Consider the following 25,943-nt stretch of genomic DNA (forward strand, 5'->3'; position numbering starts at 1 on the left):
AACCGTGTCTGTAAATCACGGGTAAATCACTGGGACGGTTCTGGTGATCTACAGCAATTCCTAGAGACAAGTACTTGGTTTCAAATATATGAAGTGTAGAATTCCAAAATAATTTGTAACTTAGCAAACGAAATATGAAGATGGACGAAAAAACAATAAGAGAGACATTGCTAAAAGGCGAACGAGTGACGCTGGAATGCAAGAAAGCGAAGGCTGAGGTGCCAAAGTCGGTTTGGCAGACGTATTCGGCTTTTGCCAATACTATTGGTGGACTGATTCTGCTTGGCGTGGATGAAGACTTGCAGGAGAAGGATGTTAGTAAGCGATTCCAGATAATTGGTGTGTATGAACCACGTAAGATTATCACAGATTTCTGGAATACTCTCAACAGCGACAAGGTTAATGAGAATATTCTCGTTGACAGCGATGTGGAGGTGGTGAATATGGATGGGGCACAGATTGTCTGCATCCATGTTCCTCAGGCAGACTGGAGAGCAAAGCCAATATATCTGAATGGCAATGTATATAAAGGTACGTATAGGCGTAACAACGAAGGGGACTATCATTGCACAGAGGCACAAGTGAAAGCAATGATACGTGACTCCAATGCAGATGGAAACGATAGTATCCTTATTGAATACTATGGTATGGACGACATTGATCCTGATTCTTTGCGCCAATATCGTACCGAGTTTAGGCAAGAAAATAGTACCCATGTCTGGAATAGGGTTGATGACAAGACTTTCCTGAGAAATCTTGGCGGATATACCGAGGACAGGCAGACTGGCAAGGAGGGACTGACATTGGCGGGTCTGATGATGTTTGGTAAGGGGCTTGCCATAAGAGACCGTTTTGCAAACTTCCGCATGGACTATTTAGACATGAGCCATCTGGTGGGTGATGAGCGGTATCATGACCGACTGACATACGATGGACTATGGGAAAACAACCTTTATCAGTTCTTCCGTATCGTGTCACCAAAGGTTCAGTTCGACCTTCCGAGACCGTTCAAATTGGAGAAAGGCGGCAAGAGAAATGACGACACACCTCAACATGAGGCTGTTCGTGAAGCCTTTACCAATGCTATTATCCACTGCGATCTGATGATGGATGCTGGCATTCTAAGAATAGAGAAGCATGATGACCGTCTTTGCTTCCGCAATCCAGGATTGTTGAAGTTGCCAGTAGAGACTATCTATCGTGGTGGTAACTCCAAGGCTCGTAATCCAAAGATTCAGAATATGCTGCGTATGATTGGCTTTGGTGAGAATGTCGGTTCCGGATTCCCAAAGATAATCGCTGCATGGAAAGAAACCAATTGGGGCGAACCACAACTGCTGAACAAACTGGATGTTGACGAAGTTGAACTGATACTACCTGTGCCTTCACCTAAGTCAAATAGTACTGGGGTGTCCGAAGGGGTGTCTAATAGGGTGCCTAATGGGGTGTCTGATACTGCGAAGGCTATATATTCTCATATTCAAGCAGATCCTAATATCAGCAGAAACGAGTTGGTTAACCTTACAGGAATTTCGCTCAAAAACGTTCAGAAGCATATAAATAGGCTCAAAGAGTTAGGGTTAATACGGCGAATCGGTTCAACAAGGTTTGGCTATTGGGAGATAATAGAGTGAACTGTAGGTTGCTTGAAGGGTTGTCTATAAGGTTATTTAAAGGGTTGTCTAAAGGGTTATCTGAAACTGCCGCTAATATATATAAGATATATGCAGATAATTATATCACAAGAAGTGATATTGCGAATAGAATCGGAATATCTTTAACAGCAGTCCAAAAGCATATCAATAAACTCAAATCATTGAGATTCATTGACCGTGACGGATCTACAGGCCACGGTAATTGGATAGTAATAGAGTGAGATAATCGACATGTCATTACGGTAGAAGGACGTAGCCTAATACGCACCTTCATGGCAAGTGCCACAAAAGATGCCACAATCAGTTCAAGAGCGTTGAGCAAGCTCTGATGAAAAAGATATGAATAGATTTTGTTTTTTCAGAAAAAAATCACGGGGACTCTAATTTTGCGCTCTGATAGAATATATCAGTGAAGAATTTGCTTTATCACGGCCAAATCCTTACCTTTGTTGTCAGAAGGAGGAAGAGGCCGACAGGAAAGGGAAACTATCCGTGGGACAACAGTCCTTTAGAGTCTATGAACCGTCTTAGTCCTTCCTGCTTAGTTGCGAAGTCCAGATAGAATGCCAGCGGCATAATAGCCTATTTAGAGTCCAAGACCAGACAACTATTGGCCAATTCCTTCATTTTAACGGTACAAAGGTATGAAAAAAATCTTTATTGGCATCGATTTCTCGAAAGAAAAGTTTGATGCGACCCTCATTCAGGCAGAGGGACTGAAGGAATGTGCCCCTAGCGTGCACGAAGTGTTTGACAACAAAACATCAGGCTATCGTCGTCTGGCGAAGTGGGTGAAGGCTCATGCAGAGGGCTTTGCGGCAGATTCCTGGCTCTTCTGTGGGGAGAATACCGGTGGGTATAGTATCGGGCTTAGCAACTATCTTTATGCCTCGGGCTATGACATGTGGCTGGAGTGTGCCTACAAGATCAAGCACTCTGCAGGTATCCAACGTGTAAAGAACGACAAGGCTGACTCACGGGCCATCGCAGAGTATGCTATGCGTAACTACGACAAGATGATACTGCACAAGCCTCAGAGTGCCTCGCTAACTTGTTTGAGAGAGATATTCCTTTATCGTCACAGCCTTGTCAGGCAGAAGGTAGCACTGACGGTCAGAAGAGACGAGAAACGTCTCACACAGGAGAAGTCGGATGCCAGAGCTTTTATGTCTTTTACCAGCAAACACCTTATTACAGAGGTAAACAAAGCCATCGCGAAATGTGACCAGAAGATTAAGGAAATCATTGCCTCTGATGACGAACTCAGGGAGATCTTTGGCATCATCACCTCCATGCCAGGCATTGGAGTGCAGAATGCGACGTGCCTGATGGTCTATACGGACAACTTCCAGAAATTTGACCTAGACTCAAGGAAGATAGCCTGCTATTATGGTATTGCTCCATTCGGACGACAATCGGGCACTAGCGTCAACAGCAGGCCTCAGGTCAGTCCTTTTGCCAACAGGAGGATTAAGTCCTTACTCTCGCAAGCGGCACTGGCGGCAATTAAGTTTGACATAAACGTACACAGCTATTATCAGCGGCTCATAGAACGAGGCAAGCATCCGTTGCTGATACATAATAACATCAAGAACAAGATGCTGCACATCCTCGTGGCAATGGTCAGAGATCGGGTAAAATACAATCCCGATAACGTGTATAGAACGAGTAACGAGGTAAGCCTAGCTCCTCAAGTGTTAAATATATAGTTAAATATCAATCAATGTTTGGAATTTAGCATAGAATGCGGTTCTCCTGATTCATTTACGTAAACAATAGAATAAGGAACTAAAACGTTTTAATTACAAAAGCCATAAGATATGTATCAAGAAAGGAACCATATAAAGGTGTTCGTATCATCAACGGTGTATGACTTTGAGTCACAGTTGGACATGGTGTACTCTACACTGGACGGCTAAGGGTACGACGTGATGATGTCGCACAAGGGAACGATTCCACTCGACAGTAAGTTGAGCAATCTGGAGAACTGCCTAAAGGGAGTTGAGGGCTGTAACGATATACGGAATAAAAGCATTAACTTTGCAAACGAAATGAGATATGGCAAACGAAATAGTAGAAACGAAAGCAATTGAGCAGGTAAGTGATAGCCTATATAAGGGAGTATCCGACATTATTGACAATGCACGGCAAGAGGTTGTTGTGTATGTGAACAAGCATTCTGACTTGATGTTCTGGCATATAGGCCATTATATTAATGAGGATATGGGCTACAAGCAGTATTCTGCCTATGGCAGCAAAATTCTTGCGACACTGTCGCAAAGATTGACTGCACGTTATGGCAAAGGATATACCTATACTGCTGTCACAAGGATGATGAAAGTCGCTCGATTTTATAGCGACGAAGAAATGTTTGCGACACTGTCGCAAACATTAACGTGGAGTCATTTTTTGGAACTCGTTACCATAGAAGATAATAACAAGCGATTGTTCTATCAACAGATGGGCATTGCTGAGCATTGGAGTGTCAGGCAGTTACGAGATAAACAGGATGAGATGGCGTACGAACGTTCTCTGATAGCTGTAAAACCTGAAGATGAGATAGTGAAGACTCTTGAGAAGGTGACTCCAACCCACATGGAGCCAGATGTAGTGCTACGCAATTCATACGTGCTGGATTTCCTGGGACTGAACGGCTACTATTCTGAAGAAGAACTGGAAGATGCTATCGCCAAACAGCTAGAAGCTTTTATCCTTGAGCTTGAATAAGGTTTCGCATTTCTGGAGCGTCAGAAACGTTTTACAATTGATGGCACAGACTATTATCTTGATTTGCTTTTCTATCATCGAAAGCTGAAGTGCCTGATAGCTATTGACCTCAAACTTGGAAAATTCAAGCCTCAATATAAAGGGCAGATGGAATTATATCTCAAATACCTGCAGAAATATGATATGCAACCAGATGAGAATCCACCTATCGGTCTTCTGCTATGCAGCGAAGGTAATACAGAACATATTGAGCTGATGATGCTGAACGAGGATCACATCAAAGTGGCTCAATACCTTACCTGCTTACCAGATAAACAGTGGTTTATTGACAAACTCAATCGTTCAATACTCATTGCTAAGGAATATAATGACAATCGCTAAGGAATATCCGCACTGTCGGTGAGTAAGAGGACGTAGCCTAATACGCACTTTTCAAGCAAGTGCCACACAAAATGCCGCAATATGCTTGGTGAGCGAAGAGCAAGCTCAGAACAAAAAGAAGTGAATAGATTTGGTTCATTCAAAAAGAATGATTACCTTTGCACCCGATGATGAGTCATAGTACGGTTGCTGGCTCAGCATCGGGTGTTCTTTGATGCAGTTTATAGCAGAATGTGGAATTGAGTACGGTTGCCAATTCGTAACCCAGATTTTCATCAATCCCCCAGACTGCCTTTATACAAAGAAAAGCTGAGAATTCTAACAAAGTTACGAAAAAACGAGAGAAGAGCGAAAGAAAAGTTTATTTTTCTTTCCTATTCCGAGTGCTAAGTAACTTCGACGGAGTCAAAGTTACACAAAAACGAGAGAAATACAAAAGGAAAGTGGCTTTTCTTTTGCATTTTTCTAGACTTTTCGTATCTTTGCCAACGAAAAACAATGATTAAATGCCGATATTATGTCAATGAAGTATGCTCTGCTGCCTGTTTTTGCTATGTTTGCAATGTATGCACAGGCACAATCGTTTATCAACATACAATATAAGAACGGAACTGTCACATCGATAAATGTCGATGACGTCCAGGAGATAACCTTCACAAAGGCTGAGAAGGGAACTGCCGACAATCCTTATACTGTGGCAGAACTGCTCGTTGCCTGTCAAGGGCTGGAGACTGACGCACTGTTGAAAGACGGTGCGGAAGTTTATGCTCGTGGCATCATCACCAAGGTGAAGGAGATGTCCACACAATATGGTAATGCCACGTATTATATCGCCGACAGTCAAGTGGGTTATGAACAGTTCACTGTGTATAGAGGGTCGCTTGTGAACAGGGCGCCAGTGACGGTGGGCGATGAGCTTGCCGTAGGTGATACTGTGGTGGTTTGTGGACAGGTGAAAAACTATCGTGGTACAACGCTCGAATTTATTCAGGGCAACTATCTGGTCAGCCTTAAGAAATATAATTCTGAGGAAACTCTGAGGTCTGTGTTGAAACGTCTTGAATTTCCTATGAGACAGGGAGGTGACAACAACCTCATTGTTGTTCACACAGCGAAACTCAATGATGAGACTGGTGAAGAGGGCGTGAACTATTCCGTAGAGTGGGATACCAACAAGCATGCTCAGCGCTGGAGCTGCTATCAGATGTACGAGAGCGTGATGGCCAGATTGGTATCTCGTTACCAGGGTGGCTATCCTAACGATGTATTCCTCCCATTGGCTTATCATCTCGATCCAGACCCATACGTCAGGTCTGGCTATGATCACGGACATATACTGCCTTCTGCAGACAGAATGGCATCGGCACAGTCTAACGAACAGACGTTCTATATGACAAACATGCATCCACAGGTTCATGCTTTCAACGCTGGATTATGGGAGAAGATGGAAGATCAGGTGCGTACATGGGCCGAACGTTTCGACACACTCTATGTATGTAAGGGCGGAACCATAGATAAGGAAGAAAATATCATAGGATATCTGGGCGCTGATGCGAACATGATTCCTGTGCCGAAATATTTCTTCATGGCACTTCTTGGCAAGAGCTCTACTGGTTACACAGCCGTAGGTCTGTGGGTGGAACATCGCGACGACTACCCATCTAACGCCTCTGTAAGCAACTATTTGGTAAATATCCGTGATTTGGAACAGAAGACTGGCCTTGACTTCTTCCATAATCTGCCAGATACAGTGGAAGAACAGGTGGAAACACTTCCTGTCTCTAATTTGAAGAATGTCTGGGGGATGTAGGGCAAAATAGAATGAAATTGGGATTATAATATAGTTTTTTTGCAAAAATATTTGTGGGGAAGGAAAAAAGTTAGTAACTTTGCAGCCCGAAATTAGTATAAACCCAATTTTAAGACAAAGAAATGAAAAAAGGTATTCATCCAGAAAACTATCGCCCCGTCGTGTTCAAGGACATGTCTAACGGCGATATGTTCCTTACGAAGTCTACTGCAAAGACAAACGATACTGTAGAGTTCGAAGGCGAAACTTACCCAGTGGTAAAAGTTGAAATCTCAAGTAGCTCACACCCATTCTACACAGGTAAGAGCAAGCTCGTTGACACCGCAGGTCGTGTTGATAAGTTCATGAGCCGTTACGGTAAGGCTTCGAAGAAATAAGAGATAGATACAGCGATTATAAAAATAAGGTGCGTTCAGGGTAGTTGCATATGCCTCGAATGCACCTTTTTTATTACAAACACTTTATTCTTAAGACGATGAAAATGAACCGTAACCTTTTCGTGAGTGTGTGCATGCTGCTAGCAGCAGCGCTGTGTGTGGTGTCATGCTCAAAGGATGATGATGAAGACGGCGGCTCTTCTGAGGCTAATGTGAACCGCAACGACGTAAGTCATGAGCCATTGCTCGGTAGACTGGAGTTCCCGAGTGTGAAAAAAGGTACGTCTATGGTTATTATCCATAAGACATCGGATGCTTATTCTAAAGGTGTGAACTATGCCGTAGAATGGGACTCGGAAAAGAAATCATCACGTTGGACCTGCTATCAGATGATATATAAGGACAATATGAAATTCACAGGTGGTGCAGGGCGTGCTAACGAATTCAAGGAAGATCCAGACCTGCCTCAGTCGCTGCGTCTGGCTGATACTAATGCGGCATATAAAGGCTCAGGTTTTACTCGTGGCCATATCTGTCCGTCTGCTGACCGTCAGTATTCTGTTGCTGCAAATGCACAGACATATTACTTCACTAACATTCAGCCACAGTATTATAATTTCAATGCTGGTGACAATTATACCAGTGCGTGGGTAAGACTCGAGAATAAGGTGCGTGACTGGGCTAAGGTTTCAACAACAGACACTCTCTATGTTGTTAAGGGTGGTACTATCGAGGACAGTCAGCTGTTGATGAAGGTGAAGGACGAACTGCGTGTGCCGAAATATTTCTTTGTCGCGCTGTTGGCGAAAAACAAGCAAGGGTATAAGGCAATAGGCTTCTGGATGGAACATAAGTCAACTGCATACACCGGTCAGGAGTCGCTTGGCGGCTATGCTGTTAATATTCATTCTCTTGAGGCACGCACAGGAATAGACTTCTTCTGTAATCTGCCTGATAAAACAGAGAAAGAAGTAGAGGAACTACCTGTAGAGAATTGCCGAAAGGCATGGGGAATTTGATGCGAAATGTTTAATTTTCTGTAATTAGTTTGGCAAAACAAAAGTTTATGTGTATTTTTGCAGAAACTAAAAACAGTTAGATTACATTTATTTTATCATATAAAAGACCGATGAGAACAATTTATGATTTCTCTGTCAAGGACAGAAAAGGTAAGGAGGTTTCGCTCCGTGAGTATGCTAATGAAGTAGTGCTTATCGTAAATACGGCTACAAAGTGCGGATTCACGCCACAGTATGAAGAGCTTGAGAAACTCTACGAGAAATATCGTTCACAGGATTTTGTCATTCTTGACTTCCCATGTAATCAGTTCGGTCAGCAGGCTCCTGGCACTGACGAGTCTATTCACGAGTTCTGTAAGCTGAACTTCGGCACAGAGTTCCCACGCTTCAAGAAGGTGAAGGTAAATGGTGACGATGCTGAGCCTCTGTTCAAGTATCTGCAGGAGATGAAGGGCTTCGCTGGTTGGGACATGGAGCATCCTATCGCCCATATCCTCGATGATATGCTCTCCAAGGAAGACCCCAACTACAAGGAGAAACCAGATATCAAGTGGAACTTCACAAAGTTCCTCATTGACAAGAATGGTATGGTAGTGGCACGTTTCGAGCCAACTGAGAAAATCGAGAATATTGCAGCAAAGATTGAAGAACTGCTGAAATAATGGAAAGAGTAAAGTGTCTAATCATAGGTAGCGGTCCTGCCGGATATACCGCTGCCATCTACGCTTCAAGAGCAAACCTCTCGCCAGTGGAGTATTGCGGTCTGCAACCAGGCGGTCAGCTCACCCAGACCACTGAGGTGGAGAACTTCCCTGGCTATCCTCAGGGTGTCGATGGCAATCAGATGATGATGGATTTGCGCGAGCAGGCAGCACGCTTCGGCACAGACATACGCGATGGTGAGATAGTACGAGTGGATTTCTCGGCTCGTCCTTATAAGGCATGGGATGACAATGACCGTGAGCTGTCATGTGACACGGTAATCATTGCCACAGGTGCCTCAGCAAAATATCTCGGACTCGACGATGAGCGTAAGTATAACGGCATGGGCGTGTCTGCATGTGCTACCTGCGACGGCTTCTTCTATCGTAAGAAAACTGTGGCAGTGGTAGGCGGCGGCGATACAGCATGCGAGGACGCACTCTACCTTAGCGGACTCTGCAAGAAGGTCTATCTCATTGTTCGCAAGCCTTTCCTGCGTGCATCTAAGGTGATGCAGCAGCGAGTGATGGAGCACGAGAACATTGAGATCCTCTTTGAGCACAACACCGTTGGACTGTTTGGAGAGGATGGCGTAGAGGGTGCTCATCTCGTGAAGCGTAAGGGCGAAGCCGACGAGCAGATGGTTGACATTGCTATCGACGGATTCTTCCTCGCCATAGGCCATAAGCCTAACACCGACATCTTCAAGGAGTGGCTCGATACCGATGAAGTGGGCTATCTGAAGAAGATTGACGGCACTCCACGCACAAAGCTGGCAGGCGTGTTCGTTGCAGGCGACTGTGCCGACCCTGTCTATCGTCAGGCTATCTCAGCTGCTGGCACAGGTTGCCAGGCAGCCATTGAGGCCGAGAGGTTCCTGTTGGAAACCGAGAAATAGAAGGAATGAATAGTGAAGAGCGGTTGTGGAACCGTAACTACTGTAAGGTGATGGCAGCGAATTTTTCGCTGTTCTTCGCCTTTTATGTTCTTACTCCGCTTCTGCCGCTCTATCTCAGTGAACATTTCGGCGCAACGAAGGATGTTATAGGACTGGTGCTCTCGGGCTATACCATAACAGCGCTGCTGCTGCGTCCGTTCAGCGGATATTTCGTTGACTCCTTCCCTCGAAAGACAGTGTTGATGGTGTGCTTCGGAGCTTTCGCAATATTCTTTGCAGGCTATCTGGCGGCATCAACCCTGCTGCTGTTCACCATTGTCAGAACACTTCATGGCGGACCTTTTGGGGCGCTGACAGTTGCCAACTCAACGGTAGCCATCGACGTGCTGCCGTCCAGCAGGAGAACAGAGGGTATAGGCTTCTATGGACTTAGCAACAACCTCGCTATGGCAATAGCCCCAACGATAGGCATCTTCATCTATAGCATCACCAACAGTTTCGACCTGCTGTTCTGGATAGCCCTTGCAGTGGCATGTATAGGGTGGGGGATAGACGCCACGGTGACACTTTCTGGCAAGGAGGTGGTGAAAAACAAGTCTAAGCTGTCACTCGACCGCTTCTTTCTCACTCGCGGATGGCTGTTAGGACTGAATATGGTGGCTTTTGGCTTCTGCTTCGGAGTGCTGAGCAACTATCTCGCCATCTATGGTAAGGAGACACTCGGCATATCCGGTGGCACGGGCACATACTTCATGCTCTGCTCGATAGGACTCATGCTCAGCCGGATACAGGGAGGCAAAGCATTGCGTGCCGGAAGGCTCACATATAATGCTGCCAGTGGTATGGTAATCTCCTTAGTGGGATACACCTTGTTTATATTATTGCCCACCTTGGACTCATCCTTAACTTTCGTAGGCTACTATGGTTCGGCAATACTAATAGGTTTGGGCAACGGTCACATGTGGCCCGCCTTCCAGAATATGACCATCTGTGTGGCACAAAACAACCAGCGTGGCACGGCAAATTCAACAATACTTATATCGTGGGACATAGGCATGGGACTGGGCATACTCCTCGGAGGTATCATCGCAGAGCTTCTTGGCTATGACATGGCATTCTGGACAGTAGCATTCGTCAATGCTGTAGGTGTGGCAACCTTCTTCATGGCGACCAGGACTTTCTTCTTGAGCAGAAACCTCAACCCAACAGTAAGATAAACAAATAAACATAAGAAAATGAAGCACAAAGCAGGATTCGTAAACATCGTAGGAAACCCCAACGTGGGAAAGTCAACACTCATGAACCAGTTGGTTGGTGAGCGTATCTCCATTGCAACATTCAAGGCACAGACAACGCGCCATCGTATCATGGGCATTGTAAATACCGATGACATGCAGATAGTCTTCAGCGATACTCCAGGAGTGCTGAAGCCTAACTATAAGTTGCAGGAGTCAATGCTTGCCTTCTCAGAGTCAGCCCTTGCTGATGCCGATGTGCTGCTTTATGTCACTGACGTGGTGGAGAATCCAGAGAAGAACATGGATTTCCTCGAGAAGGTTCAGAAGATGACCATACCTGTCCTGCTGCTCATTAACAAGATTGACGAGAGCGACCAGAAACAGCTTGGCGACATAGTGGAGAAATGGCACTCGCTGCTGCCTAATGCAGAGATACTCCCTATCTCGGCAAAGAATAAGTTCGGCGTTGACATTCTTATGAAACGCATAAAGGAGCTGCTCCCTGAGAGTCCTGCTTTCTTCGACAAGGACCAGCTCACCGACAAGCCTGCCCGCTTCTTCGTCTCTGAGATTATTCGCGAGAAGATTCTTCTTTATTATGACAAGGAGGTGCCCTATTCCGTTGAGGTTGTAGTGGAGCGTTTCAAGGAAGACGATCGCCAGATTCACATCAATGCTGTCATCTATGTTGAGCGCGATTCGCAGAAAGGCATCATCATTGGCCATCAGGGCACAGCTCTGAAGAAAGTCTCTACCGAAGCCCGTAGGACACTCGAGAAATTCTTCGACAAGCACATCTACCTCGAGATTTTCGTAAAGGTAGATAAAGACTGGCGCTCATCGAAGAAAGAACTCGATAACTTCGGCTATAATCCGGATTAAGCCTGATCAGCTGTTGATAGCGTCCCGCGTGCCGTCTGGGCTGATGCTGCAGTTAGTAGTGCAGTAAAGACGAGGCTCGAAAAAATCTCTTCAGCATGTCGTTTTATGGTTAAAGCGTTTTATGGTGCAAAAATACTTTTTTTTTATAAAAACGCACGATAAGGCAGATTTATCAGTAAAAAAGTCGTAACTTTGCACCCAAATAATACGTATTATGGGAAATTTAGTTGCTATTGTAGGCCGTCCTAACGTGGGTAAGTCTACATTATTTAATCGTTTGACAAACAGCCGCCAGGCTATCGTCAGTGACGAAGCCGGTACGACTCGCGACCGCCAGTACGGTAAGTGCGAATGGAGCGGACGTGAGTTCTCTGTCGTTGATACAGGCGGATGGGTTGTCAACAGTGATGACATCTTTGAAGAAGAAATACGCAAGCAGGTAATCATTGCCACTGAAGAGGCCGACTTGGTGCTCTTCGTTTGTGATATTAAGAATGGAGTTACTGACTGGGACATGGATGTAGCTCAGATTCTGCGTCGTGCAAAACTGCCAACAATCCTTGTGGCAAACAAGGCCGATGACGCAAAAGACCTCTATGGACAGTACGATTTCTTCAAGCTCGGACTTGGAGATCCATATCCTGTCAGTGCTGCCACTGGCAGTGGTACTGGCGACCTTCTTGACAAGGTTCTTGAGGTGCTGCCTGAGAAGTCTGGCGACAACCTTGAAGAGGGCATACCCCGTTTTGCTGTCGTAGGTCGTCCAAACGCAGGTAAGTCAAGTCTCATCAATGCATTCATTGGCGAAGACCGTCACATCGTGACTGATATTGCAGGCACCACGCGCGACTCCATCTATACTCGCTACGATAAGTTCGGTTTCGACTTCTATCTTGTTGATACTGCTGGTATCCGCCGTAAGAACAAGGTGACTGAGGATTTGGAGTTCTATTCTGTTATGCGTTCAATTCGTGCCATTGAAAACTCTGATGTGTGCATCCTGATGATTGATGCTACACGTGGCATAGAGGCTCAGGACATGAATATCTTCCAGCTCATACAGAAGAATAATAAGAGTCTTGTTGTAGTGGTAAACAAATGGGATCTCGTGGAGGAGAAGTCTCAGATTGTCATTGATACCTTCGAGAATGCTATCCGCAAGCGCATGGCTCCATTTGTTGACTTCCCCATCATCTTTGCTTCAGCGCTCACCAAACAGCGCATCTTCAAGGTGCTGGAGACTGCAAAGGAAGTCTATCTGAACCGCAAGGTGAAGATTGGCACATCCAAGCTTAACGAGGTGATGCTCCCCATCGTTGAGGCTACACCACCGCCATCAATCAAGGGCAAGTATATCAAGATAAAGTATGTGAGTCAGGTGCCTGACACGCAGATTCCTACTTTCATATTCTATGCAAACCTGCCACAGTATATAAAAGAGCCATACAAGCGTTTCCTTGAAAACAAGATTCGCGAGAACTGGAATCTCACAGGTTCGCCAATAAATGTATTTGTTCGTCAGAAATGAGAAACTTCAAAATCTTTCATAAAGGAGCGCTAAGTTGTCAGTTGGCGCTCCTCCTTTTGGCGCTTCTCGTGGCATGCTCAAAGGAACTGACACCAACAGAGCAGGCTATGGAGGCTGTAAAGGAGAACTATACCAATCTGTTTGATGGACGTTATGAGGCGTTCTTAAAGGGTAGGGTAGGCATTGATAGCATTCCTGATAGCTATAGGGAGGAACTGCTCACATCCTACAAGCAATTCGTCATCCAGCAGAAGCAGGCACATGGCGGCATAAACTCGTTTGTCGTGACAAATGCCAAGGCCGACTCTACATTGAACATCATGCAGGTGTTCCTCACCATAAACTATGCCGACTCCATGAAGGAAGAGATTGTTGTTCCAATGGTGGAACACAATGGTGAATGGAAGATGAAATAACCTCTTACCTCTTACCTCTCACCTCTTGACTCGTATCGCTTCTCTCATCTCTTTCAGCAGATCGCTGGCGAAGATGAAGTCAGTGAGACGTTTGTTTGTTGAGCCCATGATGTCGGCCGACACTCCCTGCCACTCCTTGTGTCCCTCGTAGATGAAGACAATGTTCTCACCAATGCCCATCACTGAGTTCATGTCGTGGGTGTTTATGATGGTCGTCATGTTGAACTCGTGAGTGATGCTGTGCAACAGCTCATCTATTACCAGCGATGTCTTAGGGTCAAGACCAGAGTTCGGTTCGTCGCAGAAGAGATACTTTGGGTTCAGGGCTATGGCACGTGCTATGGCAACGCGCTTCTGCATACCACCCGATATCTCACCAGGATATTTCTGCTCGGCTCCAACGAGGTTCACACGTGCCAGACAGTCCATTGCTCGCTTAGTACGGTCGCGTAGCGTCATGTCTGAGAACATGTCGAGTGGGAACATCACGTTTTCAAGTACGGTCATCGAGTCAAAGAGAGCAGCACTCTGGAATATCATGCCCATCTCGCGGCGCATGAGCACCTTCTCTTTCTTTGTCATCTGTACGAAGTCGCGTCCGTCGTAGAGTATCTGTCCGCTCGTTGGGTCAAACAGTCCCACGAGGTTCTTCATCAAAACAGTCTTTCCACTGCCGCTCTGTCCAATGATGAGGTTGGTCTTTCCGTCTTCAAAGACTGTGGAGATGCCTTTGAGAACCTCTTTCTCCTCAAACGATTTATGTAGGTCTTTTACTTCAATCATGATAGCAGTTGTGTTAAGAATACATCACTGAACAGGATGAGTGCGCTCGATGACACGACAGCATCTGTCGATGCCTTACCCACGTTTACTGAGCCACCTTCAACAGTATATCCGAAATATGATGGTACACTGGATATGATGAATGCAAAGAACAGGCTCTTTATTATTGACATCCACACAAACCATGCCTGGAAGTCGTGCTGCAGTCCTGCCGTGAGGTCGTCGGGCGGCATGATATGACCTATGTAGGCTGTGCCGTAAGCTCCTATGATGCCCATCACCGATGAGAAGATAACAAGGAACGGCATTATTGTCAGCATGCCCATTATCTTTGGCAGAATGAGATAGCAGGCTGAGTTCACACCCATGATGTCGAGCGCGTCAATCTGCTGTGTCACACGCATCGTGCCTATCTCAGAGGCAATGTTCGAGCCTACCTTTCCTGCCAGGATAAGACACATTATTGAACTTGAGAACTCAAGGAGCATAATCTCTCGAGTGGTGTAGCCTGCCACCCAGCGAGGCATCCAAGGACTCTCAATGTTCAGCTTCATCTGAATACAAATCACGGCACCTATGAAGAACGAGATGAGCAGCACTATGCCTATCGAGTTGACGCCAAGCTGTGCCATCTCCTTGATATATTGCTTCCAGAACATGCGGAAACGCTCAGGCACGGAAAATGTCCTGCCCATAAGAATCAGATAGCGTCCGAAGGCTGTAAGCCATTTGTAAATCATCATAATAATAACCTTTTGTCTTTTTTCTTATGCGTTGCAAAGGTAGTGCTTTTGAAGGCAAAACTATCGTCTTTAACTCCCTTTAACTCCTTAAACTCCGTTGACTATCTAAAAATATATTACCTTTGCATACAAAAATCTACGATATGGCAGAAGAATCAATAGTACTTCGTGCTGAAGGCTTGGTAAAACGATATGGCAAGCGCACAGTCGTCAACGATGTGAGCTTCACTGTTAAGCAGGGCGAGATTGTCGGACTGCTGGGACCTAACGGTGCAGGAAAGACCACATCTTTCTATATGACCACAGGCTTGGTCATTCCTAATGCAGGACATATCTATCTTGGCGACGAGGAGGTGACCAGCTATCCTGTCTATAAGCGTGCCCGTGCAGGCATTGGCTATCTTGCTCAGGAGGCCTCTGTGTTCCGTAAGATGAGTGTTGAGGACAACATCCTTTCCGTTCTTGAGATGACAGGCAAGCCCCGCGATTATCAGCTTGAGAAACTGGAGAGCCTGATAAAGGAGTTCCGACTGGGCAAGGTCCGCAAGAACAAGGGTGACCAGCTGTCGGGCGGTGAGCGTCGCCGCTGTGAGATAGCACGCTGTCTGGCCATTGAGCCAAAGTTCATCATGCTTGATGAGCCCTTTGCTGGCGTTGACCCTATCGCCGTTGAGGATATCCAGTTCATCGTCTGGAAACTGAAAGACCGAAATATCGGCATCCTCATCACTGACCATAACGTCGAGGACACGCTTTGTATCACCAACCGTGCTTATCTGCTGTTCGAGGGACGCATACTCTTTCATGGCACTCCCGAAGAGCTGGCTGCCAACGAGGTGGTGCGCAAGAACTATCTCACCGATTCGTTTGTCCTTCGACAAAAGGACTTCCAACTGCTCGAAGAGGAACGACGCAAAAAAGAAGAGGACTTGTTCTAAGTCCTCTTCTTTTTTGCTTATGTTTTAGAAAGGTTTTTATTGTTTTGCCATTAAAGAGATTGAATCCCCAAAGGGGTAACGGGATTAGTGGAAAACTTCTCTGAGAGCTTGCTCTTAAGGAAGTTTGGCGCTGATACCGTTAGTACTCTGACAAGAGTACAATCTCTTTAATGGCGTTTTTGGGGTTTTTGTTAAGATAATAATACAATGTGAACCTATTTTTTCTATTATATTATAATGTATATGTAAGAAAAAATATGTATCTTTGCACCCAATATCACGCCGTACTTGCCATTTTGGCAGTGAAGGTGTGGGCGTAATTCTTATTGGTACAGCGTCTTACAACGCGTGTTTTTCGGTTTCTTTGAACCTGAGAAATTCAAATAAATTGCTATCGAGAACATGGCTGAGTGGATGCTTAGGACGTGGTTATATAACGCCCCGTCAGTGCGTCGTGAGGCTCATTCGGGCCTCCGCGCACTCAACGGGTGTGAGCATATATAATCCAACGGCGTGAGCATGAATTCTGTCAGTTTATAGCAAGGGTTTTCTCAGGACCTAAAGAGACGGACGGGCAGAGTGAGGTTCACGCTCTTTTTGTATTCTTAGGTCATCTCCGACCAAGTTTCCATTTAGAGCTTCGCTGATTCCAAGACGCACTGGCGTAACAGCCTGATTATGAGTATGCAAGAAGACTCTAATGCGTTGGTCATTGGTAATGGGGCTCAAAGTGAAAACGGGGGGCCTGCGGCGGAGCCGTGCCAAAAGAGGAACAAAAATTATCGTCGGTTGCGCAGCCTGACCACCAACCGAATCCTCCATCAGGAGAAGGAAAAATCCGTTGTCAAGAAAGTTTTTGACCCTACAGCATGGTATATATATGGCGTGAAGAGAAACAAGGAGATTTATGTTTGCTCTTTTCTCAATGATTCCAAGAACATACCATTCCAGATAGAAGCATACGCTGCTGTCCAGCAAAAGATAGTCAGGTCATGTAAGAAAGGCCAGAAGTCAGACGGTTCCAAGAAACTTGTTGAAAAAGTTGTCATTCATGGCAAGGTCTTCATAAGAGTCGATGAGTCTCATCGTGTGGAAACCCTCAAACAATGTAACTTGCTGACTCATTGCATTATAGATCCTTCCCTTTCAAGAACCGAAGGCGGCTATCGTGACTTCGCCCGAGTTCCTGATTCTCAGATTAATGCTCTTAAAGCGGTGCTTGAACTGGCTGATGGTGCTGTCGAGTATTTTGATGAGCCTCTACAGGTCAATGAGACAGTCACTCTTAATGATGGCTTCTTATCAGAGTCCGAGGCTTTGAAAGGACTTAAGGGAAGCGTAGAGATGGTAAATGGAAAGAAAAGAGCTACTGTCATCCTCGACAACATCGGCTGTTTCAAGTTCACATTATCCGTCGAAGACTTAAAACGCTCCGTCAAATAACCCTCGCCATCTGTGATGGCCCATTATATTTTGAATAATTTTGGTTTAATTTGAGAGATTTCTCGCCTTTAGGCGACTCCAAAAAATACCCCTCACCATCTGTGAGAAATACTAATTTTCTCCTGCAAAACCGACCAACTTTTCAATAATCGTGAAAACGCTTGGCTAGTCCAAGAACTTTTCGTATCTTTGCCCCAAAATATGAAAATTATGGAGGACAATGTTTCAACAATGGCATCCGAGCCAGTAGCAGCATGTTCCACGACATCCTACATGGATGCCATGGCGATGATTCATACCATGCACCTGACCAGGGAGGACAAGGAGCGTGTTGGACGGCGTCTTGTTGTTGAGACTACAGAGGCAAACCTCTCTAAAGCATTTGAGCGTATAGACCATCTTGGTCAGCTAAAGGATGATTGGGACGGCTATGGAGCTAAGAAGATTTCGTATAATGTTCTCCGTAACCTGCGTGACGTATTGCTCATCTCTGACAATGACGATTGGGAGAACTGGATGATTTCCCCTGCTCCCGACGGCACCATAGGACTGCAGTCAAAGCTTCACACATCATCTATCAGCGTAGGTGACAGGGAGTTCTCCTATTACAGTGCGAAAGGCGATATGGAGGACTGGGCTGACAATGTGACCTTCACTCCCTATTCTTTCCTTGAAGTAATGCGCAAGATAGTATGATTACAACATCACCTATTGACAATAACGAGACAGTTGTCCGCATTCTCCATAAAGAGTGGGTCGTAGATGGCCAGCTTCAGATTACAGCCTTTGCTCTCCGTCAGGGCGAAAGCTATGTCTCTGTAAATAGACCCGCAGTAGACACCTTTTTAAGCGATGTCTCTGATTTCGTTTCCAAGCACGCAGACTATAAAATCAGCGATGAAGGTTCATTAGCATACCGCCAAGCAAGCCTTGGCGTATCTGCCGTACGGAATATCAAAGTTGAATTAGGTCAACTGTCTGCAGATGTTTCTGTTGAGGTAGAGCCGCGCGATGCACATTACAAATCCCATGCAGGCATCTTCACCAGATACGACGAGAAGAATATCAAGGGAGGGCAGGAAACCATCCAGGATCAGAACGATTGCCTAATGCCTGTTAGAGCAATTCTTCAGAAAGTACAACATCAACTTCTGGCCCTGTCCACCCTAGAAGAACATGAGATAAGTATCTCTAAATAACGCGCATTTAAAGAGAATCCCTCTTTGGTCACTCCTCACGGAGTTGACCCTTTTTTGTTTACCCACCATCCTACCATCTATGATGGTTGAATAATGTTTTTTAGCGAAGCGATGTTTTTGCTTTCATTATTTCCTTGGTTCCTTAATTCCTTAGACCAAAAAACTCTGCGGGACATAAATAAATCTGTGGGACCATTGATAAATTTTGAATTAAATTTTGTTCAATTTCTCGCCTTTAGGCGACCCATATAATACCCCTGCCATCTATGATGGCTCAATTTCTGTCATTTCTGCTCTTTCTGCGGGACAAAACATACTCTACCCATACTCTAGCCATACTCTATGCATACTCTACCCATACTCTAGCCATACTCTAAGCATACTCTAGGCATACTCCTTGAGTATAGGTAGAGTAAGCTTAAAGCGAAGCAAAGGTGAGGCAAACATGAGGCAAAACAGAAACATCTTACCTCTTACATCATACATCTAACATCTTTCGTATGGCACGAGTATAGCTGAAGCGAGAGTGGAGGCTTGGAAATGTGTTGTTGACAAAAGTGGTGCACCTGACAAGACGGCAGTGTTGCAACGTGTATCATGAAACACAACGGGATTTGGATGTTGCCATTGCCTCTTTTTTAAAGACTAAGACAGATTGAGTTAAAGATATATGGTCCAACTCAATCTACGGATACGAAGCGATATTTAATCCCGCCTACATTGACCTTTAATTATTAGACAATATGTTCATACCAAATATAACAGCGGAAGGCATTGCGCGAGAGATTGTCAGTAGGGCGATAGGGGAGAAAGCTGCAGCTGCTAATGACTTATATAATGCTATAAAGGATTTCCCTGCATTACAGCATCTAGTGGATTTGCTCCTAAAGCATACTCATAGGCAAACCATTACAGGTGATGAATTGAACACGGCCATGAGTGAGTTGCTAACCTTCTACAATAGGAATACTGACAACAAATCATACTTGACACCAGACCAGAAAAATGTTGAGAAGATGATGAACTATACTTTTGTAAGTATGGTAAATGATGTAATACGTTCTTACTTGGTAAGGATATATTGACTATGGAGAGGCTAGAGATAAGAACTACAAAGAAATAAAATTATACACTATAATGGCAAAATTTAAAGAGAATGGGAAGCTGAAGCTTCTGATAATTGTTGGAACACGCCCGGAGATTATCCGCTTGGCGGCAGTGATTAACAAGTGTCGTCAGTACTTTGACTGTCTGCTGGCACATACTGGGCAGAACTATGACTATAACCTCAATGGGGTATTCTTCAAGGATTTGAAGCTCGCAGATCCAGACATCTATATGGAAGCTGTAGGTGATGACCTCGGTTCTACGATGGGTAACATCATCGACAAATCATATAAGGTGATGGTTGAGACCAAGCCAGATGCAGTGCTAGTACTTGGTGATACAAATAGTTGCTTGTCAGTGATTGGTGCCAAGCGCCTGCACATTCCTATCTTCCATATGGAAGCAGGTAACCGCTGCAAGGATGAGTGCCTGCCAGAGGAAACCAACCGCCGCATTGTTGATATCATCAGCGATGTGAATATGGCTTACAGCGAGCATGCACGTCGTTATCTGGCTGATTGCGGCCTGCCCAAGGAGCGTACATACGTTACTGGTAGCCCAATGGCTGAGGTGCTGCACAACAACCTTGCAGAGATTGAAGCCAGCGATATCTTCGATAAATTGAACGCTAAACTTGACACTATTAACTTACCACTGTCTCTCAACTCTAAACTCTCAACTCTACACTTAGAGCCTAAGAAGTATATCCTGCTCTCTGCTCACCGTGAAGAGAATATCGATACTGAGAAGAACTTTATGAGTCTCTTCACTGCTATCAATAAGATGGCGGAGAAATACGATATGCCAATCCTTTATAGCTGTCATCCTCGTAGCCGTAAACGTTTGGAGCAGTCTGGCTTTAAACTGGACAGTCGTGTCATTCAGCATGAGCCTCTTGGCTTCCACGACTACAACTGTCTTCAGATGAATGCTTTTGCTGTTGTATCTGATAGCGGTACTCTGCCAGAAGAAAGCAGTTTCTTTACAAGTGTTGGTCATCCTTTCCCTGCTATCTGCATTCGTACCTCTACAGAGCGTCCTGAAGCAATCGATAAAGCTTGCTTCATCATCGCAGGAATTGACGAAAAATCATTGCTCCAAGCTGTAGATACGGCAGTGACATTGAACCAGAATGGTGACTACGGCATTCCTGTTCCTGACTACATCGAGGAGAATGTCTCTACCAAGGTCGTAAAGATTATCCAGAGCTATGTGGGTATTGTAAATAAGATGGTATGGCGAAAATTCTAGTGACAGGCGCAAAGGGGTTCGTTGGTAAGAATCTGTGCGCACAGCTGAATAACATTAAGGATGGTAAGGCACGTTGCTATGGCGACGTGACAGTTGAGGCCGTGTATGAATATGACTTGGACTCAACTCCCGAGCAGTTGGACGAATACTGCAAGAATGCAGACTTCGTGTTTAACCTCGCAGGTGTGAACCGTCCGCAGAATCAGGAAGAGTTTATGCAGGGCAACTTTGGTTTTGCATCGACTTTGCTTGAAACGTTGAAGAAGCACGGCAATACCTGCCCTGTGATGCTTTCAAGCTCACAGCAAGCCTCTCTTACTGGTCGCTTTGGTAACAGCGAGTATGGCCGCAGTAAGAAGGCAGGTGAAGATCTGTTCTTGGAGTACGGCAAAGAGACTGGCGCAAGAATGTTGATTTACCGCTTCCCGAACCTCTTTGGCAAGTGGTGCCGTCCTAACTATAATAGTGCTGTGGCAACATTCTGCAATGCTTTTGCTAACGACCTGCCATATACAGTGAATGACCCAAGCGTTGAACTGGAATTGTTGTATATTGATGACCTCGTTGATGAAATGATTGCTTGCCTGAAAGGTGAAGAGCATCATTGTGAATTTGACGGGCTTGATGTACTGCCGTCAGCAGAGGGACGTTACTGCTATTGCCCCATTACCCATCACGTAACGCTGGGCGAGATTGTAGAACTCTTGAAGGGTTTCGCTGAGCAGCCCAAGACATTGATGATACCAGAGATACCAGAGAATAGCTTTGCAAAGAAGTTGTATAGCACATATCTGAGCTACTTGCCCAAGGAAAAAGTTGCTTTCCCTTTGAAGATGAATGTGGATGATCGTGGCTCGTTTACAGAGTTGGTGCATACCCTCAATGCAGGTCAAGTGAGCATCAATATCTCAAAGCCAGGCATCACAAAGGGACAGCACTGGCATAATACCAAGTGGGAGTTCTTCATTGTTGTAGCCGGTCATGGTTTGATTCAGGAACGCAAATTGGGTACTGATGATATAATCGAGTTTGAGGTGAGTGGTGACAATATCCAGTGCATCCATATGTTGCCTGGTTATACCCATAACATCATCAACCTCAGTGACACAGAAAACCTCGTCACAGTAATGTACTGCAACGAGATATTCAATCCCAACAAACCGGACACCTACTTCGAACCGGTAAAATAATAGTGATTATAATTTAAACAAGATATAGCAATGAGCTTATTTAAGGACATTTAGAGTCCCTTGATAAGGGACGGCTATAATGCAGGGATAAAATTATTAATGTTATGAGTACATTTAAGGATAAAGTTTTATTAATAACCGGTGGAACCGGTTCTTTCGGTAACGCAGTACTTAACCGGTTCTTGAAGACAGACATTGGTGAGATTCGTATCTTCTCCCGCGACGAGAAGAAACAAGACGATATGCGCCATGATTTCCAGGCACGTATGCCGGAGGTGGCTAACAAGATTAAGTTCTATATTGGTGACGTGCGCAACAAGAGCACACTGAAGTATGCCATGAAGGGCGTAGATTACGTGTTCCATGCAGCAGCCCTGAAGCAGGTGCCCAGCTGTGAGTTCTTCCCCATGGAGGCCGTGAAGACCAACGTGATTGGTACAGACAATACCCTTGATGCCGCCATTGATGCAGGAGTAAAGTGTGTGATCTGCCTATCTACCGATAAGGCTGCTTATCCTATCAACGCGATGGGTATCACCAAGGCCATTGAGGAGAAGATTGCTGTGGCTAAGAGCCGCCTGAGTGGTGACACAAAGATCTGCTGCACACGTTATGGTAATGTGATGTGCAGCCGTGGTTCGGTTATTCCTTTGTGGATTGACCAGATTCGCAAAGGTAATCCCATCACTATTACCGAACCTTCTATGACGCGTTTCATTATGTCGCTGGAAGAGGCCGTTGACCTCGTGCTCTTCGCCTTCGAGAATGGTAAGAATGGTGACATCCTTGTTCAGAAAGCTCCAGCTTGCACAATTGAGACACAGGCAAAAGCTGTAGTGGAGCTCTTTAAGCACCAGTATGGTGAAGCCTTAAACTCCTTAAACTCTGAAACTCTTAAACCCTCAGGCTCGCCTGAGATTCGTGTGATTGGTATCCGTCATGGAGAGAAGATGTACGAGACATTGCTGACTAAGGAGGAGGCTGCCAAGGCTATTGATATGGGCAACTTCTATGCAGTACCTGCTGATAATCGCGACCTCAACTATGATAAGTATTTCAAGGAGGGGGATACCAAGCGCGCACTAATAGATGAGTTTAACTCGAACAACACGAGAATTTTGAATCTGGAGGAAACGAAAGAGAAGATTGCTTCTTTGCAGTATATCCAGAATGAACTCAATGGCATCCCTAATCTCGTATAAGTATGTTCAATTTAGACAAGTTTATTGCTGACAGCGTGACGTTCCGTCCCGTCAGCATGTTTGCCCCAGATATTGAGGCAAACAAGGAGAAACTGACGGCAGAGATAAAGGGTAAGAAAGTATGTGTGATTGGTGGTGCTGGCTCTATCGGTTCCAGCTTCATCAAGGCGGTGCTGCGCTTCGAACCTGCATCGGTGGTGGTGGTTGACCTGAACGAGAACGGGTTGGCAGAGCTGGTGCGCGATGTTCGCTCAACGAACGGGCTGTATGTGCCCGATGAGTTCCGCTGCTACACGCTGAACTTTGCAGACCCTATCTTTGAGCGTATCTTCCGTGAGGAGAAGGGTTTTGACATTGTAGCGAACTTCAGTGCGCACAAGCATGTGCGCTCGGAGAAAGACCGCTACAGCGTGCAGGCGCTGATAGAGAACAACGACATCAAGGCGAAGAAGTTGATGGATCTGCTGACGGTATATCCTCCGAAGCACTTCTTCTGTGTCTCTACGGATAAAGCTGCTAATCCTGTGAACATCATGGGCGCCTCGAAGCGCATCATGGAGGACTTGGTGATGGCGTATAATAAATATTTTAAGGTGACGACGGCCCGCTTTGCGAATGTGGCATTCAGCAACGGTTCGCTGCCTGATGGTTGGATTCACCGCTTGCAGAAGAAACAGCCGCTGGCTGCACCAAGCGATGTGAAGCGTTACTTTGTAAGTCCTGAAGAATCTGGTCAGATTTGTATGCTGGCTTGCATCCTTGGCAATGGTGGTGAAGTGTTCTTCCCTAAACTGGGCGAAGACCAGATGCTCACGTTCTCTGAAATCTGTGATGGCTTCGTGAAAGCCAACGGCTTCGAGAAAGACCCCTGCACTTCTGATAAAGAAGCAATACTCAAAGCTTCTCAACTTGATTTAACTGACACTCAACTCTCAACTCTCAACTCTCAACTCCCGAAGTACCCAACGGTGTACTTCAAGAGTGATACCACGGGCGAGAAGGCTTACGAAGAGTTCTATGTGCCAGGAGAGAAGATTGATATGCAGAGATTCCAAGCTCTTGGTGTAGTTGAACAGACCACTCGCCATGAAATGGCTGAGGTGAACGGTTTCTTTGAGAAGCTGGAAGATATTTTTGCCAAGGATGACTTCACCAAGGCTCAGGTGGTAGAGGCGATTAAAGAGTTCATACCGAACTTTGAGCATGAGGAGAAAGGAAAGAATTTGGATCAAAAGATGTAAGAAATAAATTATTGAATATTATGGCATACAAAATTCCTCTTTTTAATCTGAACTTCGACGAGCGCGAGGCTCAGGCTGCGTATGATACTATTAAGTCGGGTTGGATCTCTACAGGCCCGAAGAATGCTGAGTTAGAGCAGATGTTTATTGATATGTGGAAGGTGAAGTATGCAGTGAGCATGTCGAACTGCACCGATGCCCTTCATGTATGCTGCATGGTTTGTGGCTTTGGCCCTGGCGATGAGGTGATTTGTCCTTCATTGACCTTTGCGGCATCTTGCAACTGCATTCGCTATGTGGGTGCAACACCGGTCTTTGCAGATATTGTTGGTCCTGACCATATCAATATTGATCCTGCTGACATTGAGCGTAAGATTACTCCCAAGACTAAGGGTATTGTAGTGGTTCACATGGCTGGCTTCCCTGCAAAGATGGACGAAATTATGGCTATTGCCAAGAAGCATAACCTGAAAGTGGTTGAAGATGCTTGCCACGGTCCTCTTTCAGAGTACAAAGGTCATAAGTTGGGTACCATTGGTGACTGTGCTGCATTCAGCTTTTTCTCAAATAAGAACATCTCTACAGGTGAGGGCGGTATGTTCATCACCAACAATGAGGAGATGGAGAAGAAAGCCCGTCTTATCCGCTCTCACGGTATGAGTACCATGAGTTATCAGCGTGCCAGCGGTCATGCTACCGAGTATGACATCACCTGCCTTGGCTACAACTTCCGTATGGACGACATTCGTGCTGCCATCGCCATTGAGCAGCTGAAGAAACTTCCTGGCGATTTGGAAACTCGTTTGAAGGTACGCAAGCAGTATGTTGACCGCCTTAGCAAGATTGAAGGTGTTGTCGTACCTTTTGCAGACAATACTGAGTTTGTGAGCAACTATATCTTGCCAACAGTTTTGTTAAACTCAACAAAAGAACGTCGCAACAAGATTCGCGAGTATATTCACGAAGCAGGGGTTCAGACTTCTGTTCATTATCCTGCAGCACATCGGTTCTCTACATACAAAGAACTTGGTGCTGTATTGCCACAGACAGAGTATGTGACAGATAATGAGATTACTCTCCCGATGTATGCAGCATTGACAGAGGAGCAGGTCGATTTTATCTGCGATACTTTTGAGCGTGCGCTCAAAGAGGTTAAATAAAGGTCGCTTCGCTCAAAATCATTCTAAAATCAAGTAGAAAATCATTCAAACTG

General features: G+C 45.4%; 27 protein-coding genes. 25 read left to right on the forward strand and 2 right to left on the reverse strand.

The genetic code is table 11. From position 1 onward, the window contains the following. Positions 1-140: 140 nt before the first annotated feature. The 15 genes from M1L52_RS07945 to M1L52_RS08010 all read left to right on the forward strand — a co-directional run bounded on the left by M1L52_RS07945 (position 141) and on the right by M1L52_RS08010 (position 13,633). The gene (locus M1L52_RS07945) at positions 141-1,634 is read left to right on the forward strand and encodes an RNA-binding domain-containing protein (RefSeq protein WP_248614393.1); all 1,494 of its coding nucleotides are present in this window, start codon (positions 141-143) and stop codon (positions 1,632-1,634) included. Beyond that, complete coding sequence (locus M1L52_RS16545; RefSeq protein WP_410896778.1) at positions 1,631-1,876, forward strand: winged helix-turn-helix domain-containing protein; 246 nt, start codon at positions 1,631-1,633, stop codon at positions 1,874-1,876. Before M1L52_RS07945 ends, M1L52_RS16545 begins: the two co-directional genes overlap by 4 nt. Before the next feature lie 423 nt (positions 1,877-2,299). Further along, complete coding sequence (locus tag M1L52_RS07950) at positions 2,300-3,364, forward strand: IS110 family transposase (protein ID WP_248613919.1); 1,065 nt, start codon at positions 2,300-2,302, stop codon at positions 3,362-3,364. A gap of 111 nt (positions 3,365-3,475) precedes the next feature. Continuing rightward, the gene (locus M1L52_RS07955; RefSeq protein WP_248614394.1) at positions 3,476-3,574 is read left to right on the forward strand and encodes a DUF4062 domain-containing protein; all 99 of its coding nucleotides are present in this window, start codon (positions 3,476-3,478) and stop codon (positions 3,572-3,574) included. A gap of 139 nt (positions 3,575-3,713) precedes the next feature. Continuing rightward, the gene (locus tag M1L52_RS07960) at positions 3,714-4,382 is read left to right on the forward strand and encodes a DUF1016 N-terminal domain-containing protein (RefSeq protein WP_248614395.1); all 669 of its coding nucleotides are present in this window, start codon (positions 3,714-3,716) and stop codon (positions 4,380-4,382) included. Positions 4,383-4,394: 12 nt separating this feature from the next. After that, positions 4,395-4,763 carry a DUF1016 domain-containing protein gene (locus tag M1L52_RS07965; RefSeq protein ID WP_262917985.1) on the forward strand — a complete coding sequence of 123 codons (369 nt, stop codon included), beginning with the start codon at positions 4,395-4,397 and terminating at the stop codon, positions 4,761-4,763. A gap of 517 nt (positions 4,764-5,280) precedes the next feature. Next, positions 5,281-6,573: a DNA/RNA non-specific endonuclease gene (locus M1L52_RS07970; protein ID WP_248614397.1), complete on the forward strand. Its 1,293-nt coding sequence runs from the start codon at positions 5,281-5,283 to the stop codon at positions 6,571-6,573. A 122-nt stretch (positions 6,574-6,695) separates the two neighbouring features. Beyond that, the gene (locus M1L52_RS07975; protein WP_248506248.1) at positions 6,696-6,950 is read left to right on the forward strand and encodes a type B 50S ribosomal protein L31; all 255 of its coding nucleotides are present in this window, start codon (positions 6,696-6,698) and stop codon (positions 6,948-6,950) included. Positions 6,951-7,048: 98 nt separating this feature from the next. After that, positions 7,049-7,969, forward strand: coding sequence for a DNA/RNA non-specific endonuclease (locus M1L52_RS07980; protein ID WP_248614398.1), 921 nt, complete (start codon positions 7,049-7,051; stop codon positions 7,967-7,969). Positions 7,970-8,079: 110 nt separating this feature from the next. After that, positions 8,080-8,631, forward strand: coding sequence for a glutathione peroxidase (locus M1L52_RS07985; protein ID WP_248614400.1), 552 nt, complete (start codon positions 8,080-8,082; stop codon positions 8,629-8,631). Continuing rightward, positions 8,631-9,569 carry a thioredoxin-disulfide reductase gene (trxB, locus tag M1L52_RS07990; protein WP_248614401.1) on the forward strand — a complete coding sequence of 313 codons (939 nt, stop codon included), beginning with the start codon at positions 8,631-8,633 and terminating at the stop codon, positions 9,567-9,569. The genes M1L52_RS07985 and trxB overlap by 1 nt, the downstream gene beginning before the upstream one ends. Positions 9,570-9,574: 5 nt before the next feature. Further along, the gene (locus M1L52_RS07995; RefSeq protein WP_248614403.1) at positions 9,575-10,786 is read left to right on the forward strand and encodes an MFS transporter; all 1,212 of its coding nucleotides are present in this window, start codon (positions 9,575-9,577) and stop codon (positions 10,784-10,786) included. An 18-nt stretch (positions 10,787-10,804) separates the two neighbouring features. Next, entirely contained in the window at positions 10,805-11,689 is an 885-nt protein-coding gene (era, locus tag M1L52_RS08000; protein ID WP_248614404.1) for a GTPase Era, read from the forward strand. Between the two features lie 214 nt (positions 11,690-11,903). Further along, a complete protein-coding gene (gene der / locus M1L52_RS08005; protein WP_248614405.1) occupies positions 11,904-13,217 on the forward strand; it encodes a ribosome biogenesis GTPase Der in 1,314 nt (437 codons plus the stop codon). Then, positions 13,214-13,633: a hypothetical protein gene (locus M1L52_RS08010; protein ID WP_248614406.1), complete on the forward strand. Its 420-nt coding sequence runs from the start codon at positions 13,214-13,216 to the stop codon at positions 13,631-13,633. The genes der and M1L52_RS08010 overlap by 4 nt, the downstream gene beginning before the upstream one ends. Positions 13,634-13,651: 18 nt before the next feature. Here M1L52_RS08010 and M1L52_RS08015 read toward each other — a convergent pair whose 3' ends face one another. Together M1L52_RS08015 and M1L52_RS08020 are read right to left on the reverse strand one after the other, a co-directional pair. Beyond that, on the reverse strand, positions 13,652-14,416 hold the full coding sequence (locus M1L52_RS08015) for an ABC transporter ATP-binding protein (protein ID WP_248614407.1): 765 nt from the start codon (positions 14,414-14,416) through the stop codon (positions 13,652-13,654). Further along, complete coding sequence (locus M1L52_RS08020; protein ID WP_248614408.1) at positions 14,413-15,159, reverse strand: MlaE family ABC transporter permease; 747 nt, start codon at positions 15,157-15,159, stop codon at positions 14,413-14,415. Before M1L52_RS08020 ends, M1L52_RS08015 begins: the two co-directional genes overlap by 4 nt. A gap of 143 nt (positions 15,160-15,302) precedes the next feature. Here M1L52_RS08020 and lptB point away from each other — a divergent pair, with 143 nt between their 5' ends. The 10 genes from lptB to M1L52_RS08070 all read left to right on the forward strand — a co-directional run bounded on the left by lptB (position 15,303) and on the right by M1L52_RS08070 (position 25,890). Beyond that, positions 15,303-16,097, forward strand: coding sequence for an LPS export ABC transporter ATP-binding protein (gene lptB, locus M1L52_RS08025; protein WP_248614409.1), 795 nt, complete (start codon positions 15,303-15,305; stop codon positions 16,095-16,097). A gap of 678 nt (positions 16,098-16,775) precedes the next feature. Continuing rightward, a complete protein-coding gene (locus M1L52_RS08030; RefSeq protein WP_248614410.1) occupies positions 16,776-17,540 on the forward strand; it encodes a hypothetical protein in 765 nt (254 codons plus the stop codon). Positions 17,541-17,741: 201 nt separating this feature from the next. After that, the gene (locus tag M1L52_RS08035) at positions 17,742-18,236 is read left to right on the forward strand and encodes a hypothetical protein (RefSeq protein WP_248614412.1); all 495 of its coding nucleotides are present in this window, start codon (positions 17,742-17,744) and stop codon (positions 18,234-18,236) included. Then, positions 18,233-18,739, forward strand: a complete 507-nt coding sequence (locus M1L52_RS08040; RefSeq protein WP_248614413.1) for a hypothetical protein — start codon at positions 18,233-18,235, stop codon at positions 18,737-18,739. Before M1L52_RS08035 ends, M1L52_RS08040 begins: the two co-directional genes overlap by 4 nt. Positions 18,740-19,482: 743 nt before the next feature. After that, positions 19,483-19,824, forward strand: a complete 342-nt coding sequence (locus M1L52_RS08045) for a hypothetical protein (RefSeq protein WP_248614415.1) — start codon at positions 19,483-19,485, stop codon at positions 19,822-19,824. A gap of 52 nt (positions 19,825-19,876) precedes the next feature. Next, positions 19,877-21,097: a UDP-N-acetyl glucosamine 2-epimerase gene (locus M1L52_RS08050; RefSeq protein ID WP_248614416.1), complete on the forward strand. Its 1,221-nt coding sequence runs from the start codon at positions 19,877-19,879 to the stop codon at positions 21,095-21,097. Continuing rightward, the gene (locus tag M1L52_RS08055; protein WP_248614418.1) at positions 21,082-22,287 is read left to right on the forward strand and encodes an NAD-dependent epimerase/dehydratase family protein; all 1,206 of its coding nucleotides are present in this window, start codon (positions 21,082-21,084) and stop codon (positions 22,285-22,287) included. The genes M1L52_RS08050 and M1L52_RS08055 overlap by 16 nt, the downstream gene beginning before the upstream one ends. A 104-nt stretch (positions 22,288-22,391) precedes the next feature. Then, on the forward strand, positions 22,392-23,489 hold the full coding sequence (locus tag M1L52_RS08060; RefSeq protein WP_248614419.1) for a polysaccharide biosynthesis protein: 1,098 nt from the start codon (positions 22,392-22,394) through the stop codon (positions 23,487-23,489). Between the two features lie 2 nt (positions 23,490-23,491). Next, entirely contained in the window at positions 23,492-24,730 is a 1,239-nt protein-coding gene (locus tag M1L52_RS08065) for a polysaccharide biosynthesis protein (protein ID WP_248614421.1), read from the forward strand. Positions 24,731-24,750: 20 nt separating this feature from the next. Continuing rightward, positions 24,751-25,890 (forward strand): DegT/DnrJ/EryC1/StrS family aminotransferase, encoded by a 1,140-nt coding sequence (locus tag M1L52_RS08070; protein WP_248614422.1) that lies wholly within the window; start codon positions 24,751-24,753, stop codon positions 25,888-25,890. Positions 25,891-25,943 lie beyond the last annotated feature (53 nt).

This window comes from Prevotella sp. E13-27 (assembly GCF_023217965.1).
In the GTDB taxonomy this organism is placed as follows: domain Bacteria; phylum Bacteroidota; class Bacteroidia; order Bacteroidales; family Bacteroidaceae; genus Prevotella.

What these genes read in the sequence shown, in the direction of transcription:
- M1L52_RS07945 (WP_248614393.1), top strand. Translation starts at nt 141, where the DNA reads ATGGACGAAAAAACAATAAGAGAGACATTGCTAAAAGGCGAACGAGTG.
- M1L52_RS07950 (WP_248613919.1), top strand. Translation starts at nt 2,300, where the DNA reads ATGAAAAAAATCTTTATTGGCATCGATTTCTCGAAAGAAAAGTTTGAT.
- M1L52_RS07955 (WP_248614394.1), top strand. Translation starts at nt 3,476, where the DNA reads ATGTATCAAGAAAGGAACCATATAAAGGTGTTCGTATCATCAACGGTG.
- M1L52_RS07960 (WP_248614395.1), top strand. Translation starts at nt 3,714, where the DNA reads ATGGCAAACGAAATAGTAGAAACGAAAGCAATTGAGCAGGTAAGTGAT.
- M1L52_RS07970 (WP_248614397.1), top strand. Translation starts at nt 5,281, where the DNA reads ATGTCAATGAAGTATGCTCTGCTGCCTGTTTTTGCTATGTTTGCAATG.
- M1L52_RS07975 (WP_248506248.1), top strand. Translation starts at nt 6,696, where the DNA reads ATGAAAAAAGGTATTCATCCAGAAAACTATCGCCCCGTCGTGTTCAAG.
- M1L52_RS07980 (WP_248614398.1), top strand. Translation starts at nt 7,049, where the DNA reads ATGAAAATGAACCGTAACCTTTTCGTGAGTGTGTGCATGCTGCTAGCA.
- M1L52_RS07985 (WP_248614400.1), top strand. Translation starts at nt 8,080, where the DNA reads ATGAGAACAATTTATGATTTCTCTGTCAAGGACAGAAAAGGTAAGGAG.
- trxB (WP_248614401.1), top strand. Translation starts at nt 8,631, where the DNA reads ATGGAAAGAGTAAAGTGTCTAATCATAGGTAGCGGTCCTGCCGGATAT.
- M1L52_RS07995 (WP_248614403.1), top strand. Translation starts at nt 9,575, where the DNA reads ATGAATAGTGAAGAGCGGTTGTGGAACCGTAACTACTGTAAGGTGATG.
- era (WP_248614404.1), top strand. Translation starts at nt 10,805, where the DNA reads ATGAAGCACAAAGCAGGATTCGTAAACATCGTAGGAAACCCCAACGTG.
- der (WP_248614405.1), top strand. Translation starts at nt 11,904, where the DNA reads ATGGGAAATTTAGTTGCTATTGTAGGCCGTCCTAACGTGGGTAAGTCT.
- M1L52_RS08010 (WP_248614406.1), top strand. Translation starts at nt 13,214, where the DNA reads ATGAGAAACTTCAAAATCTTTCATAAAGGAGCGCTAAGTTGTCAGTTG.
- M1L52_RS08015 (WP_248614407.1), bottom strand. Translation starts at nt 14,416, where the DNA reads ATGATTGAAGTAAAAGACCTACATAAATCGTTTGAGGAGAAAGAGGTT.
- M1L52_RS08020 (WP_248614408.1), bottom strand. Translation starts at nt 15,159, where the DNA reads ATGATGATTTACAAATGGCTTACAGCCTTCGGACGCTATCTGATTCTT.
- lptB (WP_248614409.1), top strand. Translation starts at nt 15,303, where the DNA reads ATGGCAGAAGAATCAATAGTACTTCGTGCTGAAGGCTTGGTAAAACGA.
- M1L52_RS08030 (WP_248614410.1), top strand. Translation starts at nt 16,776, where the DNA reads ATGAGTATGCAAGAAGACTCTAATGCGTTGGTCATTGGTAATGGGGCT.
- M1L52_RS08035 (WP_248614412.1), top strand. Translation starts at nt 17,742, where the DNA reads ATGAAAATTATGGAGGACAATGTTTCAACAATGGCATCCGAGCCAGTA.
- M1L52_RS08040 (WP_248614413.1), top strand. Translation starts at nt 18,233, where the DNA reads ATGATTACAACATCACCTATTGACAATAACGAGACAGTTGTCCGCATT.
- M1L52_RS08045 (WP_248614415.1), top strand. Translation starts at nt 19,483, where the DNA reads ATGTTCATACCAAATATAACAGCGGAAGGCATTGCGCGAGAGATTGTC.
- M1L52_RS08050 (WP_248614416.1), top strand. Translation starts at nt 19,877, where the DNA reads ATGGCAAAATTTAAAGAGAATGGGAAGCTGAAGCTTCTGATAATTGTT.
- M1L52_RS08055 (WP_248614418.1), top strand. Translation starts at nt 21,082, where the DNA reads ATGGCGAAAATTCTAGTGACAGGCGCAAAGGGGTTCGTTGGTAAGAAT.
- M1L52_RS08060 (WP_248614419.1), top strand. Translation starts at nt 22,392, where the DNA reads ATGAGTACATTTAAGGATAAAGTTTTATTAATAACCGGTGGAACCGGT.
- M1L52_RS08065 (WP_248614421.1), top strand. Translation starts at nt 23,492, where the DNA reads ATGTTCAATTTAGACAAGTTTATTGCTGACAGCGTGACGTTCCGTCCC.
- M1L52_RS08070 (WP_248614422.1), top strand. Translation starts at nt 24,751, where the DNA reads ATGGCATACAAAATTCCTCTTTTTAATCTGAACTTCGACGAGCGCGAG.